Below are 15,791 nucleotides of genomic sequence, written 5' to 3' on the forward strand. Positions count from 1 at the left end.
GAAATTAGCCGTGGGCGGATGGCAAGTCAATGGTCAACTGTCATCAGTTTGAAGATAGCTAGCGCGAGCAGGCTCACGCCTACAGATGATTCTTGTCATACACACAATCTGTGCCAGATGAAGATCCAGTGCAGGAGCGAGCCTGCTCGCGATAGCGGTTGATCTGCCACCCCATTCACTTAGCCAACCGCCTGAGCCCCAACACCATCACCCCCGCCCCCAGCATCATCGCGCTCAGAAACAACGGATACGACACCCACCACGGCGTGCCCGCGGTCATCATGCTGAACTCGGACATGCCGCCAATGCTGGCGATCAGGTTCAACGGCAGAAACACCACGTTGATCAGCGTCAGTTTGCGTAGCAGGTTGTTCATGCTGTTGTTCATCAGGTTGCCCCGGGCGTCGATCAGCCCGGAGAACACCGTGGAGTAGATTTCCGCCTGTTTGTAGCACTGGTTGTTTTCGATGATCAGGTCGTCGATCAGGCTGACGGCTTCGGCGCTGAAGTGTTCCTTGGCCGCGTGATTGCGCAGCCGCGTCAGGACCGCGCCGTTGCTGTGAATCGCGTTGATGTAATAGATGAGGCTCTCGCTGAGGTTGAACATCTGGATCAGGTGCTGGTTCTGCATCGAGGCGTTGAATTTCTGCTGCAACTCCCGGGCAACCAGTTTGATCACCTTCAGGTGACCCAAATAGTGATGGATGTTGTTGAACAGCAGGTCAAGCAAGACATCCAGCGGCGTGTTCAACCGCTGCCGGGTGCCGAGCCCGTGCAGCGGTGAGTCGTCGGTGGCGATCACCAGCAACCGGTGCTCGCAAAACAACAACCCACAGGACGACACTTCAAACGCCAGACTGTCGGCGCCGGAATAGTTTTCCGGGCGCTTCCAGATCAGGAACAGATTGTCGGGATGAAACTCGATGCGCGACACCTCGTCCGGGTCGAGGGCCGAAGCCAGCGCGTGTTCATCGAGTTTGAAATGGCTGTGCAGCAGATCGCGCTCGGCGGCGTCCGGGTTGCTGAACAGCATCACTTCGGCATCCAGCCGTTCGACTGATTGCAGGGCGCCGTGGGAAAGTTGAAAGCTCTTGATCATCGAGCGATCACCAGGCCTGGCCGCGACGCTTGAGCTCGAGCCGGCGGACGAACTCTTCCAGCACCAACGAATACAAGTCGTCCTGCAAGTAAGCGTCTTCGATGCCGGCGTCCATGTTCGGGTTGTCGTTGACCTCGATCACCACCACTTTGTCGCCGGACTGTTTGAGGTCGACGCCGTACAGTCCGTCGCCAATCAGGTTGGCAGTTTTCACCGCCAGTTCCACCACCGCTCGCGGGGCTTCGTGGACGGCCAGTGTGCGGCATTCGCCGTTGATGTCCTGTCCCTTGGCCTTGTGGTTGTAGATTTGCCAATGGCCCTTGGACATGAAGTATTGGCAGGCAAAGATCGGTTTGCGATTCAGTACGCCGATGCGCCAGTCGTACTCGGTGTAGAAGAACTCCTGCGCCAGCAACAGCACCGAATGTTCGAACAGTTCGGCGGTGGCTTCCAGCAACGCCTGTTGGCTTTCAACCTTGATCACGCCCCGAGAGAAACAACCGTCGGGGATTTTCAGTACCAATGGAAAGCCCAGGCGCTCGCCGACCCGTTCGAAGTCTTCCGGTCGCTCCTTGTAGAGAATTTCGGTGGCCGGCATGCCGAGCTGATGGCTCTTGAGCAGGTCGGTCAGGTAGACCTTGTTGGTGCAGCGAAGGATCGACGCCGGATCGTCCATCACGACCAGCCCTTCGCTCTCGGCTTTCTTGGCAAAACGGTAGGTGTGGTTATCCACGCTGGTAGTCTCGCGGATCAGCAGGCCGTCGTACTCGGCGATGCGTGCGTAGTCTTTGCGCTCGATCAGCTCTACATCGATGCCCAAGGTCTTGCCGACGCGTATGAAATTATCCAGCGCCTTGGGGTTGGATGGGGGCAATGCTTCTTGGGGATCGTGGAGGATGGCCAGGTCATAACGGGCCAGACGTCGCGAGCGTGGCATTCGCCAGATCTTGCGACTGAAACTGTCCAGTGAGTGGGCGAATTGATCTTCCTGATCTTCTCGCAACTTATGCAGCGCACCGGACTTGATGCCTTCAATGTGCCAACCGTTAGTTCGACGAAACTCAACTAACAAGATCGGACAGGGGAATACTTCGAATAACTGCCGCGCCAAGTCCTGCAAGGGTTCGATATTGGTCTTGCCGAAATACAGGGTCAGGGTAAAGCCTTCGGTGTCGCTGTAAAGATGATGCGTAAGGGCTTTTTCCAGCGGCTTTTCCAAATCATTCAATGACAGCCCATACAAGGACTTTTTGGTCAGCTCGCTGATGGTCCGCACCGACGGAATGACCTTGTGCCCCCGCGCTTCCGCCAGCAGCGAGCAGTAATAACCGTGCCCCAGGTACTTGTAGCTGCGGCACAGGTTGATCACCTGGACCCGTTTGCCTTGCCCGTTGTCGTGGGCCTTTTCGAGGTATTCCTGGGCGGTGACGATGTCTTCACTGGGAAAGTAGGAGGCCCAGTCTTCCTTGCGTTCGACAATGATAATCAACTGGCTAGAAGTGCTGACTGCTGTATTTAAAAAAGTTGCCGCCGGCGAAGTTTGCTCGGATACTTCGCGCCAATGACCTTGTACCGCTGACATAGTGATTGATCCGTTGGAGAACAAGACCTTTCCTATTAAGCACGAACTTTTTCGAAAGTCCCGTTTCGTTACGCAACTTTTACGGCGGTCATATGAACCTTGTCTTTCGCTTGGCGGTAGTTGAAGACTTACCTGCGTTATTGGCACTTGAACAGCAATGTTTCACCACGGACCGGCTCACCAGTCGCAGCTTTCAATGGATGATCACTCGGGCCCATGGGCAGTTGCTGGTGGCTGAGCGCGACGAGCATCTGGTCGGCTACGCGGTGGTGTTGTTTCATCGGGGCACGTCGCTGGCCCGTCTCTATTCGATTGCGATTGCCGCCGAAGCGCGTGGCAGCGGATTGGGCAAGCAGCTGCTGCAACGCATCGAAGCCTGTGCGCTGCAACACGACTGTGCCTACGTTCGGCTGGAGGTGCGCATGGACAATCCGGCGGCGATTGCCCTTTATGAGTGCAACGGTTACCGGCGTTTTGCGCTGATTCATGACTATTACCAGGACCACGCCGATGCGTTGCGTCTGGAGAAACGCATTCTCCAGCACCGAGACTCAAGAAACATCAAAGTGCCGTATTACCCGCAGACCACCGATTTCACCTGCGGCCCGGCCTGCCTGCTAATGGCCATGGGCGCACTGCAAAAAGACCGGAAACTGGAACGCCGCGAAGAGCTGCAGATCTGGCGCGAGGCGACGACGGTGTTCATGACCTCAGGTCACGGAGGATGCAGCCCGCAAGGCCTGGCGTTGGCCGCCTGGAATCGTGGATTTGGCGTGCGTTTGCAACTGAGCATGACGGGGCCGTTGTTTCTCGATGGGGTGCGTAACGAGCATAAAAAAGACGTCATGCGCCTGGTGCACGAAGAGTTCACCGTGCAGTTGCAGGCCACCGATGTGAAACAGGTGATCGGCGGCCTGCTGGACTTGCCACGCTTGCTGAATGACGGTGGCCAGCCGCTGGTGTTGATCAGCAGCTATCGGCTGACCCGCTCCAAATCACCGCATTGGGTCATCGTCACTGACTGCGATGAGGAGTTTGTTTATCTGCATGATCCGGATGTCGACCATAGCCAGCATCGCCAGCCTATGGATTGCCAGCATCTGCCGGTGAGCCATGGGGAGTTCGAGAAGATGAGCAGCTTTGGCCGGGGCAAGTTGCGGGCGGCGGTGATTCTCTATCCCAACGCGCAATCCTCCCTGTAGCCGCAGGCTTCGCCAGCGGCTACAGGGCCGCGCGGCGATTGGGGTTATTTCAGGCCAACCTTGTACAGCGCGCCGTCGTCTTCATCGGTCAATACATACAAGTACCCGTCCGGGCCTTGCCGCACATCGCGAATCCGCGCCTTGAGCTCACCGAGCAAGCGCTCTTCGTGAACCACTTTATCGCCATCGAACTGCAAGCGAATCAACTCCTGGCTCACCAGCGCACCGATAAACGCATTGTGCTGCCAGGCCTTGAAGCGATCCCCATCGTAGAACGCCATCCCGCTCAGTCCCGGGGACTTTTCCCAGACATGGTGCGGCGCCACGGTGCCTTCGGCGCTCTTGCCCTTGGCTTCCGGGATCGGATCGCCGGAATAGTTGATGCCGTGGGTTGCCAGTGGCCAGCCGTAATTCTTGCCGCGTTCGATGATGTTCAGCTCATCACCGCCTTGTGGCCCGTGTTCGTTCTCCCAGAGAACCCCGGTCCACGGATTGAGCGCCGCGCCTTGCGGGTTTCGTTGGCCATAAGACCAGATTTCCGGGCGTACGCCGGCCTGACCGACAAAGGGGTTGTCGTCCGGCACCTTGCCGTCCGGGTAGATCCGCACGACTTTGCCTTGCAGCTTGTCGAGGTCCTGAGCGGTTGGCCGGTCATTGTTTTCGCCGAGAGTGATGAACAGATACCCGTCACGATCGAACACCAGGCGCGAGCCGAAATGGTTGCCGACAGAGAGCTTCGGCTCCTGGCGGAAGATCACTTTGAAGTCCTTGAGGGTTTTCAGGTCTTCAGATAATTGCCCGCGACCGACCGCCGTGCCTGCCTTGTCACCCGCGCCGCCCCCTTCGGCATACGACAGATAAACCGTGCGGTCCTGCCGGAAGTCGGGGGACAGCACCACATCCAGCAAGCCGCCCTGCCCCTTGGCCCAGACCTTCGGCACCCCATCGATCGGGCCGGAGAGTTTGCCGTCGACGCTGACGACGCGCAGGTTGCCGGGCCGTTCGGTGACCAGCATGCCCTTGCGATCCGGCAGGAAGGCGACCGACCAGGGATGTTCAAGTCCCTTGGTGATCGTGGTGACTTCGAGGGTGCCCTGTTCGCTGTCCAGTTCCTGAGTCGATGCCGCGAAAACGGGCGCAGCAGCGGTGATCAATGCGCTGGCACACAGGGTGGCCAGGAGGGTTTTACGCAACATGCACGCTTCCTTTTGTCGTTCCGGCTCAACGGTTGCTAGTGCCTGTATCTCGCTGAGGTGGATTGGGAATGAATTTCGGTGGGCTGGCGGGGGCCGGCTGGCTTTGCGGATAGCGGTTGCCGATGCCGCCGTTATCCAGCGTCGGTGGGCGTGGAACCGGCATGGTGTTGGGCCCGCGAATGGCCGGGGCGCTGGATTGAGAGCCTTGCATGCTGTTCGGATTGGCGCGGCGAATCGGGCTGTTGTAAGGGTTGCTCGAGGCTCCCGTTGGGCTTTGGGCCAGCAGCCATGCTGAGGGTGGCGAAGCCTGGGCCATGCCGCTCAGCAAACCACTCAGCGCCAGCACGGTGCAGCAGCCGAGTACATATCTGTTCATGGGGCGAGCCTCTCGACGTGGATAGGGTCTTCGATAGCACGCTACGCCCGGGGTTCGGTTTTGTTAACTAAAACCTCCTTCACAAGATGTAACACAAGACGACCACGCCGCCCGGCCGGGCTCCTCAAGCGGCTGAAACTTTTGCCTCAGGCCACGGGTCACCTGATCATCACTCGCGAGAAGACGACCATGGCACGGGCAATCTGGAAAGGCGCAATCAGTTTCGGGCTGGTGCATATCCCTGTGGCGCTGGTCTCGGCGACGTCTTCCCAAGGGGTGGATTTCGACTGGCTGGACAGCCGCAGCATGGAGCCGGTCGGGTACAAACGCGTGAACAAGGTCACCGGCAAGGAAGTCACCAAGGAGCATATTGTCAAAGGCGTGCAGTATGAAAAGGGCCGGTACGTGGTCCTCAGTGAAGAGGAAATCAAGTCGGCGCACCCGCTGTCCACGCAAACCATCGACATCTTTTCTTTTGTCGACAGTGAACAGATCCCCTTGCAAAACATCGATACGCCGTACTACCTCGCCCCGGATAAACGCGGCGGCAAGGTGTACGCGTTGTTGCGGGAAACGCTAAGCAAAACCAACAAAGTCGCCCTGGCCCACGTGGTGTTGCACACGCGCCAGCACTTGGCGGCCTTGATGCCGCTGGAGTCGGCGATGGTGCTGGTGATGTTGCGTTGGCCCGCAGAAGTGCGCAGCCTCGATACCCTTGAACTGGGCAGCGAAGTGACCAAGCCCGAACTGGCCAAGGGTGAACTGGATATGGCCAAGCGCCTGGTGCAGGACATGAGTGCAGACTGGAAACCCGAAGACTACCGCGACAGTTTCGAAGACAAGATCATGGCGCTGGTCGAGAAAAAGGCCAATGAAGGCAAGATCGAGGATGTCGAGACGGCGACGGGTGAAGAGGAGCGCAAAACGGCGGATGTGATTGATTTGACTGAGTTGCTTAAACGTAGCCTGGGAAGTAAAGGTGCCGGGAAATCCAAGCCGGCGGCGCAGAAAAAAGCCACGAAAAGTTCGCGTGGTTAGTTTCGAATGTTGTGGTGTTTGTTATGGCCCTATCGCGAGCAAGCTCGCTCCCACAGTTGATTTGTGCACGCCACAGATCAAACGCAGGAGTGAGCCTGCTCGGGATGGCTTAATCCGCCACACCACTAAACTCAGATCAGCACAAACACCGCCAGCAACCCGCCAAAGATCGCCCACTTTTCCAGGTAATAACGCCTGCGATTACGCTTCTTCAGCGCTTTGCCCCGCAAACGAATCTTGTAGATTCTGGTGAACAGACGGTTAATCCCCCCTGTCCTGTCGCCCTCATCATTCGGCGCCCCGGCCGCCGACATCACGTTACGGCTGAACCACCCATTAAACGCCGCCGCCCAGCCATACTTCATCGGACGCTCGACGTCACAGAACAGAATGATCCGGTTCTGTTGCGTGGTGTTCTCGGCGTAATGAATGAATGTTTCGTCGAACATCACCGCTTCGCCGTCGCGCCAGTGGTACTTCTCGCCATCGACATTGATGTAGCAACCGGCATCGTTCGGCGTCTCCAGCCCCAGGTGATAACGGTAAGAACCGGCATAAGGGTCACGGTGACGGACCAGTTTCGAACCCGGCGGCAGTTCGGCGAACATCGCGGCCTTGATCGAGCCGATGCCCTGGACCAGCTCCGTGGTACGCGGGCAGAGTTTCATTGCCGAAGGATGGCTGTCGCCGTACCACTTCAGGTAAAACCGCTTCCACCCGGTCTTGAAGAACGAGTTGAAGCCAACGTCGTTGTACTGATCCGCGCGCTTGATCTCCCCCGCCTTCAGCAGGTTTTGGCCTTCAGCACGAATTTCTTGCCAATGCGCCTGCAACGGGCTCAGGTCTGGGAAATCCGCCGGATTGAGATAGGGCTTGCCCGGAATTTTCGAGAACAGATAAAGGAAGCAATTGAGCGGCGCCAGAAACGAAGAGTGATCACTCAACTGGCGCCCCAGCTTGTGGCGCACGCGACCGCGCAGGTGGACGTACGCAATGGAAACTATGTAAACAAGGGCGATGATCAGTTTCACAGAAATCGTCACACGTCTGAAGTGAACAAACTGCCTTCCCGGCCAACCCATTGGCCAAGGGTCTTGTGCAGCGTCTGAAAACCAGACAGCGAACCCGGTAGCGCGTCCTTGAGCCTGCGCCGGCTGTCGGCATCGGGTGAAAAATCGCATTTTAGCCACTCTCTGTAACAAATAGTTAGCTTGCAAATGCGAAAATCTGTCCGCTGGTACTGTCAATGCGCCCAAGCGGTCTCAACGCCCTATCGTTTAGAGAGCCAGACCAGTACAATCGCCGCCAAACATTACGCGCCCCCCTTGGTTGATGACGGGAATGAACCCCGTCTCAGCGCACTTCGACTCGGGCCAAGCGCTCCATATGCTGCTGTCCACTTATTGCCAGATGGACCTTCCGCTTCTGACCGGGATGCATTTCCCGTGGTTTGAATACCGGAAACGGGTACTGAATCGGTACTGCCGCAACCCTAGCTACTCTGAATGCTTCGCAGGAAAAACCTTTGATCTCTACAGCTAACATCACGATGCAGTTCGGCGCCAAGCCGCTATTCGAAAACGTTTCGGTCAAGTTCGGCGCGGGCAACCGCTACGGCCTGATCGGCGCCAACGGTTGCGGCAAGTCGACTTTCATGAAAATCCTCGGTGGCGACCTCGAGCCATCCGGCGGCCAGGTCATGCTCGAGCCGAACGTGCGTCTGGGTAAATTGCGCCAGGACCAGTTCGCCTACGAAGAATTCACCGTGATCGATACCGTGATCATGGGTCATGAAGAGCTGTGGAAGGTCAAGGCCGAGCGCGATCGCATCTACTCGCTGCCGGAAATGACCGAAGAAGACGGCATGGCCGTGGCCGAGCTGGAAACCGAATTCGCCGAAATGGACGGCTACACCGCCGAATCCCGTGCCGGCGAGCTGTTGCTGGGCCTGGGTATCGGCATCGAGCAGCACTTTGGCCCGATGAGCGAAGTTTCCCCAGGCTGGAAACTGCGCGTATTGCTGGCGCAGGCGCTGTTCTCCGATCCTGAAGTGCTGTTGCTCGACGAACCGACCAACCACCTGGACATCAACACCATCCGCTGGCTGGAAAACATTCTGACCCAGCGCTCCAGCCTGATGATCATCATCTCTCACGACCGTCACTTCCTGAACAGCGTGTGCACCCACATGGCTGACCTGGATTACGGCGAACTGCGTCTGTTCCCGGGCAACTACGACGAGTACATGACCGTGGCGACCCAGTCCCGCGAGCAACTGCTGTCGGACAACGCCAAGAAGAAGGCGCAGATTTCCGAGCTGCAATCGTTCGTCAGCCGCTTCTCGGCCAACGCCTCGAAAGCCAAGCAAGCGACCTCCCGCGCCAAGGCGATCGACAAAATCCAACTGGCCGAGGTCAAGCCTTCGAGCCGTGTGAGCCCGTTCATCCGTTTCGAACAAACCAAGAAGCTGCACCGTCAGGCGGTCATCGTCGAGCGCATGGCCAAAGGCTTCGACGGCAAGACCCTGTTCAAGGATTTCAGCTTCCAGGTTGAAGCCGGCGAGCGCGTGGCGATCATCGGCCCGAACGGTATCGGTAAAACCACCCTGCTGCGCACCCTGGTCAACGAACTGACCCCGGATGCCGGTACGGTGAAGTGGACCGACGCCGCAGAACTGGGCTACTACGCTCAGGACCACGCGCACGACTTCGAAGACGACTGCAACCTGTTCGACTGGATGGGTCAGTGGACTCAGGGCGGCGAGCAAATCGTTCGCGGCACCCTCGGTCGCATGCTGTTCTCTAACGACGAGATCCTCAAGTCGGTCAAGGTCATCTCCGGTGGTGAGCAAGGTCGCATGCTGTTCGGCAAGCTGATCCTGCAAAAGCCGAACGTGCTGATCATGGACGAACCGACCAACCACTTGGACATGGAATCCATCGAGGCGCTGAACCTGGCGCTGGAGAACTACCCGGGCACGCTGATCTTCGTCAGCCACGACCGTGAGTTCGTATCGTCGTTGGCGACCCGCATCATCGAGTTGAGCCCTAGTGGCGTGATCGACTTCAGCGGTACTTATGACGATTACCTGCGTAGCCAGGGTGTGGTGTTTTAAGAGCAGCGATTAGTTTCAAGCTGCAAGCGGCAAGTAAAAGCCCTGTCCATGTGACGGGGCTTTTTGCATTTCAGGGCCAAGTGGTGATCGTTCCCACGCTCGGCGTGGAGAATATAGTTAGCCTGCTTCCTTTTATTCCCAGCCCACGCCATGATGCAGCTCTCCCACCGCCGCCCGCGAACGAGCCCACATGTCTGCGCAGCAACAGCCCCCGCAAAGCTCCCTGGCGATCACCCTGCAGATCGTCTCCATCGTTTTTTATACCTTTATTGCCTTCCTCTGCATCGGCCTGCCGATTGCGGTGTTGCCAGGCTATGTTCATGAGCAACTGGGCTTCAGTGCGATCATCGCGGGGCTGACCATTGGTTCGCAATACCTGGCCACCCTGCTCAGCCGGCCGATGGCCGGGCGCATGTCGGACAGCATTGGCACCAAGCGGGCGATTGTCTACGGGTTGTCGGGGATTGTGCTGAGCGGCGCGTTGACGCTGATGTCGACGTTGCTGCAGAGCATGCCCTTGCTGAGTCTATTGATCCTGATCGCCGGTCGCTTGCTGCTCGGGATCGCCCAGGGACTGATCGGCGTCGGCACCATCAGTTGGTGCATGGGCCAGGTCGGCGCCGAGCACACCGCCCGTTCCATCTCCTGGAACGGCATCGCGTCTTACGGCGCCATCGCCATCGGCGCACCATTGGGGGTGGTGATGGTCGCCGAGTATGGTTTTGTCAGTCTGGGGATCGCGCTGTCGCTGTTGGCGCTTGCCGCGCTGCTGCTGATCCGCAATAAACCCTCAGTGCCGGTCATTCGTGGCGAGCGGCTGCCCTTTTGGGCGGTGTTCGGGCGAATCGCTCCGTTTGGGGCGAGCCTGAGCCTGGCGTCCATCGGGTATGGCACGTTGACTACCTTTATTACCCTGTATTACGTCAGCCGTGGCTGGGCCGGTGCCGCGTATTGCCTCACCGTGTTCGGTGCCTGCTTCATTTTGGCCCGGCTGTTGTTCATCTCCAGCATCAGCCGTTTCGGCGGATTCACCTCGGCCATTGCCTGTATGAGCATTGAAACCGTGGGTCTGGTGCTGTTGTGGCTGGCGCCTTCGACGGGTTATGCGCTGATCGGCGCGGGCCTGACCGGTTTTGGCTTGTCGCTGGTTTATCCGGCGCTGGGGGTTGAAGCGATCAAACAGGTGCCCAATTCCAGTCGTGGCGCGGGGTTGAGTGCTTATGCGGTGTTTTTTGATCTGGCACTGGCCATCGCCGGACCATTAATGGGCGCAGTGGCGTTGAACCTGGGGTACACGTGGATTTTCTTTAGCGCGGCGTTGTTGTCGGTGACCGGATTGGCGTTGACCCTGCTACTCAAACGCCGCGCAATGGCCTAGCCAGCGGCTACAAGGGTTGTGCTTCACTGATCTGCGGTTTGCAGGCCTGCGCGGGTGGCGATGCCCAGGGTGCGAGAGAAGAATCGCCCGGCCTCGGAAATCATGTCGCGATGGATGCCCTCGCGGTCGACACCGTCGGCGTCGGTACACAGCGCCGGCATGGCGGCGATCTGCTCTTCGTTGCACGGCGCCATGAACACGAAGTGCCCGGCTCCCGCCAGCAATTTGAAATCAGGGGCAATTGGCAACTTACGCGCGAGTGCAGCGGCGTTCTTGTCGAATGCGACCAGTTTGTCGCCGTCGCCGCTATAAAGCAGCACCGGCACATGCACCTCGGACAGGGTGTGACGGCCGAACTTCAAACTCAACGGCGCCATCAACAGCAAGGCACGCACACGCGGGTCGGCCACGGGTTGAAGATCGTCACGATCCACAATCAATTCACCCTTAGTGTTGCAAGCATCGCGGTCGTCCGGGCGTTCCTCGCAATAACGACGCAGACGATCCAGATCAGGCGTGGCACCCGACAGGATCAACGCCGTCTCACCGCCCGCCGAATAGCCGATGACCCCGACCTGATTGGCATTGACGAACGGCGCAAGCATGCGATCGCCCAGGGTGGCGGTAATGGCTTCGGAAATCTGGATCGGGCGTCCGTAAAGATTGCTCAACGTACCAAGACGGCTGTGGTCTTTGGAGTTGTCGCCGGGATGGATCACCGCCACCACCACAAAACCCTTGCGCGCCAGCGAGGTGGCGAGGTCATGCAGGGCCAACGGGGTTCCGGTGTTGCCATGGGACAGCATCAGCATCGGGAAACGGCCGATAGCCACCGGGATGTCTTCACCGGCTTCGACCGTGTAGCCCTCGATTCTGCTGGTGTGTTCGCGGTCACTGGAGGGATAGAACGCGATGGCGTGCATCGGTTGCAAATCGAGAGGGTCGAGAAAACTCATCTCATGGAAGCCGACGCTCCAGTGAGGATGGGGCGCAGGCGCGGCGTGCACTGAATTCAGGCTGCTGAGCAGGCAAAACAGTAACGTTGCACAAAGACGCACCATAAGGATGCCCCACCATTTTGTTACTTGACCGGAAAGCCCGTTCTCCTCGGTTGATCGAGGCAGCGGCCTTGTACCAGCAATCGCGGCCACCAAGGTCGTTGCAGAACGGGAGCGTTAACCCCCTGCTGCATAACCTGGGCCACAACCTGAAACGGCCAGAAACAAAAAACTCCGTATCTGGCACTTGCGTGACCAGAATACAGAGTTTTTTGGGGTGTTGCCTGAGCTGTTTTGCGTTTTTACGCAAGCCTTACGCGGCGGCGAACAATTGCTCGCTGATTTGCGCTTGAGCGTCGCTCATGGCTTTGGTGCGCACTTCATCACCGTAAGCCAGGCCATGGGCACGGACGAATTCAATGTCGGTGATGCCGATGAAGCCGAACAGTACTTTCAAGTACTCTTCGTGAGCCACACCCGTGGCCTGACCGGCATGCAGGCCACCGGAAGTCGAGACAATCACGACTTTCTTGCCGCCGCACAGGCCTTCAGGGCCGGCTTCGGTGTAACGGAAGGTCTGACCGGCAACAGCGATGCGATCGATCCAGGCCTTGAGTTGGGTCGGGATGGTGAAGTTGTACATCGGTGCGGCAATCACCACGGCATCGGCGGCGAGGAATTCGGCCAGGGTAGTGGCACTCAGCTCGGCTTCGTGCTGCTGGGCGGCGTTGCGCAGTTCGGCGGTAGTGCCCGCGGCAACAAGGGTCGTGGCGGAGAAATGGCTGATGGCATCGGCGGCCAGGTCGCGGTAAGTGACCACGGCGTTTGGCTCTGCGGTTTGCCAGGCTTTGACGACTTCGCTGCTCAGCAGGCGGGAAGCCGAGTTGTCACCAAGAATGCTCGAATCGATATGCAACAGTTTCATGTGGGATCTCCAGGTGAGGACCGCCACGGGGCGATCTGATGGAGTGAATCCTACAGACGAAACCAATGGCTGATTAGACCGCAACAATGCGATAGTTCGTCCCACTGATAGAACAATCGGACTGCCGTCATGCAAGACCTCAATGATCTCTACTATTTCGCCAAGGTGGTGGAAGCCGGCGGTTTCGCGGCCGCCGGGCGTTTGCTCGGGATACCCAAGTCGCGCCTGTCGCGGCGTATCGCCGAACTGGAAGAACGCCTCGGTGCGCGCCTGCTGCAACGCACTACCCGGCAACTCAAGCTGACCGCTGTGGGCGAGCGCTACCTGCGGCACTGTCAGGCGATGCTGCTGGAAGCGGAAATGGCCGATGAAGCGGTGGCCAGCATGTCCAGCGAACCACGTGGGCGCTTGCGAGTGTCCTGCCCCGTGGGCCTCGCGCATGAAATGTTGCCGACGGTCATCGCCCGATTTCTTGAGAAGTATCCGCAGGTGCAACTGGAAGTGATGCTGCTCAATCGCCGGGTCGACCTGGTGACTGAAGGCGTCGATGTCGCCTTGCGCGTGCGAGAGCTCGGCGACGAAGATCCGCTGCTGGTGACCCGACGCCTGCGCCAGGCACAAATGGCCATGGTCGCCACCCCGGCGTTTTTGCACGGACGTGAAATCAATCACCCCGAAGACCTGAAAACCCTGCCCGTGCTCGGCGCCCTTGAAGCCGACCGCATGGTGCATATCCGCCTGCTGGATCAACAGGGCAAAAGTGTCGATCTCAGCATGGAGGCGCGGCTGGGCATTGATGACTTTATCGTGCGCAAGGCCTGCACCCTCGCCGGCCAGGGTTTTACCCTGTTGCCGATGATGTATTGCGAGCCGGAGCTGGAAGACGGTTCGCTGGTTCAACTGTTGCCCGATTGGTCGTTGCCTGGCGGCTGGCTGCAAGCGGTCTACCCTCACCGGCGCGGGGTGATGCCGGCGGTTCGTGCCTGGCTCGACCATTTGATCGAAACATTCAGCGCCTGTGGGGACCGTTTGATATGAAGGCTGGACGTATGAACGAAGAGGATGTCGCGCAGTTCTGTCTCGCGCTGCCGGGTGCGCGGGAAGACTATAAATGGGGCGGTGTACGGGTATTTTCGATTGCCGGAAACAAGATGTTCGCGTTGCAGAACTTGCGCGGCGATTCCCTGGCCTTCAAAGTCGACAAGGACCTGTTCCTGGGGCATTGCGATCGACCGGGCATCCACCCGGCTCCCTATCTGGCGAGAGCCCAGTGGATCATCATGCAAACGCCCTACCCGCTGGGCGCCGAAGAACTGCAAGGCTTATTGCAACGGTCCCACCAATTGGTGGTGAGTAAACTGCCCAAGCGCACCCAGGTGGGACTGCTGCTTTAAAACAAAGCCAACAGGTTTGCGCCGAGAAACATCTGGTCGATCCAGAACACCTGGTGCAGCAACACAATCAGCCAGAACAGCAGTTGATAGGAGACTTTGCGGGTCTTGTGCCGAAACACCTGCTGGGCCAGCAAGGCGCCGGGCCAGCCACCGGCCATTTCGACCGCGTGCAAGACGTTTTCCGGCGTGCGCCAGGCGTCGGTGCGGGCCTTGCGTTTGTCGCTCCAGTACAGGAAAAACGCCAGCACACTGACGATCCCGTATGCCGCCAGCGGAATCAGCGACACCCCACGCAGCCAGAGTGACACCGACCCAAACAGCGGCAACGCGCACAGCACTGCGAAAACCAGCAGTTTGAGCCGCAGGTTCTGGATGCGCTCTCCCCGGACCTGCGTCCGGGGTCGTGGTGCCTGCCGGCGTCACTCATGGCTTGGCCGCGGACCAGTCAACCCAGCCGAACTGCCAAGTGGCCAGAATGACCAGGCCGAACACGATGCGGTACCAGGCGAACGCTGCGTAGCTGTGGCTGGCGATGAACTTGAGCAGGCCACGGACCGCGATCATCGCGAAGATGAAGGCTGTCACGAAACCGATCGCGAACACTGGAAAATCAGCCGGCACGAACAGGTGGCGGTATTTGAACCCCGAATACACCGCCGCCGCGACCATGGTCGGCATCGCCAGGAAGAACGAGAACTCGGTAGCGGTCTTGCGCGACAGGCCGAACAGCAACCCGCCGATGATGGTCGACCCGGAACGCGATGTCCCTGGAATCATGGCCAGGCATTGGGCGAAACCGACTTTCAGCGCATCTTGCCAGGTAATCTCGTCGACGGTTTCGGCATGCACCTGATGTTGGCGTTTCTCGGCCCACAACATAATCACACCGCCCACCACCAACGCCGTCGCGACGGTAATCGGGTTGAACAGGTAATGGTGAATCAGGTCGGAGAAAATCACCCCCAATACCACCGCCGGCATGAAGGCGATCAGCAGGTTGGCGGTGAAGCGACGCGCGCTCGGTTGCGTTGGCAAACCGGTGACCACATCGAGAATCTTGCGACGAAACTCCCACACCACCGCCAAGATTGCACCCAACTGGATAATGATGTTGAACGCGATAGCCCGCTCACCACCAAAGTTGAGCAAGTCGGCGACGATGATCTGGTGCCCGGTACTGGAAATGGGCAGAAACTCTGTCAGCCCTTCTACTACGCCAAGTATCAATGCCTGAAAGGCGGTCCAAAGATCCATCAATCCCCCAAAAAGCAATGCCCCCAGGCATGCCCCGTTAGTTTTGTTTAAACGTTCATCGCGCTGAGCGTAGTTGAAGTTCCGCGCGCACAGGATCCAGACGAAACCGTAAAAATTCCGTGAAAAATCGAGCGTGATTCAGGTTTTTCCGCGCGGGGCCGAAATCCTATCAGACAAGCCTTTAAAACGCTGCTGCGGAATAGGACTTGGGTCGCATAGGCCCGACCGGCAAAG

At 58.5% G+C, this 15,791-nt stretch carries 14 protein-coding genes and 1 pseudogene; 6 read left to right on the forward strand and 9 right to left on the reverse strand.

Going from position 1 to position 15,791, the window contains the following annotated elements; translation table 11 throughout:
* Window positions 1–175: 175 nt before the first annotated feature.
* Entirely contained in the window at window positions 176–1,099 is a 924-nt protein-coding gene (locus AB4N43_RS03095) for a magnesium transporter CorA family protein (protein ID WP_460153141.1), read from the reverse strand.
* A 7-nt stretch (window positions 1,100–1,106) separates the two neighbouring features.
* Window positions 1,107–2,681 carry a RimK family protein gene (locus tag AB4N43_RS03100; protein WP_460153143.1) on the reverse strand — a complete coding sequence of 525 codons (1,575 nt, stop codon included), beginning with the start codon at window positions 2,679–2,681 and terminating at the stop codon, window positions 1,107–1,109.
* Between the two features lie 92 nt (window positions 2,682–2,773).
* On the opposite strand from AB4N43_RS03100, the gene AB4N43_RS03105 reads away from it, so the two are divergent.
* On the forward strand, window positions 2,774–3,883 hold the full coding sequence (locus AB4N43_RS03105) for a GNAT family N-acetyltransferase/peptidase C39 family protein (protein WP_059183008.1): 1,110 nt from the start codon (window positions 2,774–2,776) through the stop codon (window positions 3,881–3,883).
* A gap of 44 nt (window positions 3,884–3,927) precedes the next feature.
* On the opposite strand, the gene AB4N43_RS03110 is transcribed toward AB4N43_RS03105, so the two are convergent.
* On the reverse strand, window positions 3,928–5,079 hold the full coding sequence (locus AB4N43_RS03110) for a PQQ-dependent sugar dehydrogenase (protein ID WP_460153145.1): 1,152 nt from the start codon (window positions 5,077–5,079) through the stop codon (window positions 3,928–3,930).
* A gap of 25 nt (window positions 5,080–5,104) precedes the next feature.
* Window positions 5,105–5,455: a hypothetical protein gene (locus tag AB4N43_RS03115; RefSeq protein WP_059183009.1), complete on the reverse strand. Its 351-nt coding sequence runs from the start codon at window positions 5,453–5,455 to the stop codon at window positions 5,105–5,107.
* 189 nt (window positions 5,456–5,644) lie between these two features.
* Here AB4N43_RS03115 and ku point away from each other — a divergent pair, with 189 nt between their 5' ends.
* Window positions 5,645–6,493, forward strand: a complete 849-nt coding sequence (gene ku, locus AB4N43_RS03120) for a non-homologous end joining protein Ku (RefSeq protein WP_460153147.1) — start codon at window positions 5,645–5,647, stop codon at window positions 6,491–6,493.
* Between the two features lie 131 nt (window positions 6,494–6,624).
* Here ku and lpxO read toward each other — a convergent pair whose 3' ends face one another.
* The gene (lpxO, locus tag AB4N43_RS03125; protein WP_194940007.1) at window positions 6,625–7,524 is read right to left on the reverse strand and encodes a lipid A hydroxylase LpxO; all 900 of its coding nucleotides are present in this window, start codon (window positions 7,522–7,524) and stop codon (window positions 6,625–6,627) included.
* Between the two features lie 494 nt (window positions 7,525–8,018).
* Here lpxO and AB4N43_RS03130 point away from each other — a divergent pair, with 494 nt between their 5' ends.
* Both AB4N43_RS03130 and AB4N43_RS03135 read left to right on the forward strand, forming a co-directional pair.
* Entirely contained in the window at window positions 8,019–9,608 is a 1,590-nt protein-coding gene (locus AB4N43_RS03130; RefSeq protein ID WP_080943075.1) for an ABC-F family ATPase, read from the forward strand.
* Between the two features lie 190 nt (window positions 9,609–9,798).
* On the forward strand, window positions 9,799–10,986 hold the full coding sequence (locus tag AB4N43_RS03135; protein WP_460153150.1) for an MFS transporter: 1,188 nt from the start codon (window positions 9,799–9,801) through the stop codon (window positions 10,984–10,986).
* Between the two features lie 23 nt (window positions 10,987–11,009).
* Here the strand turns inward: AB4N43_RS03135 and AB4N43_RS03140 are convergent, their stop codons facing one another.
* Complete coding sequence (locus AB4N43_RS03140; protein WP_027923534.1) at window positions 11,010–12,047, reverse strand: alpha/beta hydrolase family protein; 1,038 nt, start codon at window positions 12,045–12,047, stop codon at window positions 11,010–11,012.
* Window positions 12,048–12,297: 250 nt separating this feature from the next.
* Window positions 12,298–12,909 carry an FMN-dependent NADH-azoreductase gene (locus AB4N43_RS03145; RefSeq protein ID WP_007949372.1) on the reverse strand — a complete coding sequence of 204 codons (612 nt, stop codon included), beginning with the start codon at window positions 12,907–12,909 and terminating at the stop codon, window positions 12,298–12,300.
* 129 nt (window positions 12,910–13,038) lie between these two features.
* Here AB4N43_RS03145 and AB4N43_RS03150 point away from each other — a divergent pair, with 129 nt between their 5' ends.
* Complete coding sequence (locus AB4N43_RS03150; RefSeq protein WP_059180897.1) at window positions 13,039–13,947, forward strand: LysR substrate-binding domain-containing protein; 909 nt, start codon at window positions 13,039–13,041, stop codon at window positions 13,945–13,947.
* Window positions 13,944–14,303 carry an MmcQ/YjbR family DNA-binding protein gene (locus tag AB4N43_RS03155; RefSeq protein ID WP_027923532.1) on the forward strand — a complete coding sequence of 120 codons (360 nt, stop codon included), beginning with the start codon at window positions 13,944–13,946 and terminating at the stop codon, window positions 14,301–14,303. Before AB4N43_RS03150 ends, AB4N43_RS03155 begins: the two co-directional genes overlap by 4 nt.
* On the opposite strand, the pseudogene AB4N43_RS03160 reads toward AB4N43_RS03155, so the two are convergent.
* Window positions 14,300–14,730: pseudogene (locus AB4N43_RS03160) on the reverse strand (DUF1294 domain-containing protein). The gene AB4N43_RS03155 and the pseudogene AB4N43_RS03160 sit on opposite strands and share 4 nt — an antisense overlap.
* Window positions 14,727–15,557, reverse strand: a complete 831-nt coding sequence (locus tag AB4N43_RS03165; RefSeq protein ID WP_027923530.1) for an undecaprenyl-diphosphate phosphatase — start codon at window positions 15,555–15,557, stop codon at window positions 14,727–14,729. The pseudogene AB4N43_RS03160 and the gene AB4N43_RS03165 overlap by 4 nt, the downstream one beginning before the upstream one ends.
* Between the last annotated feature and the right edge of the window lie 234 nt (window positions 15,558–15,791).

It is taken from the genome of Pseudomonas sp. S2_B07 (genome assembly GCF_054668435.1).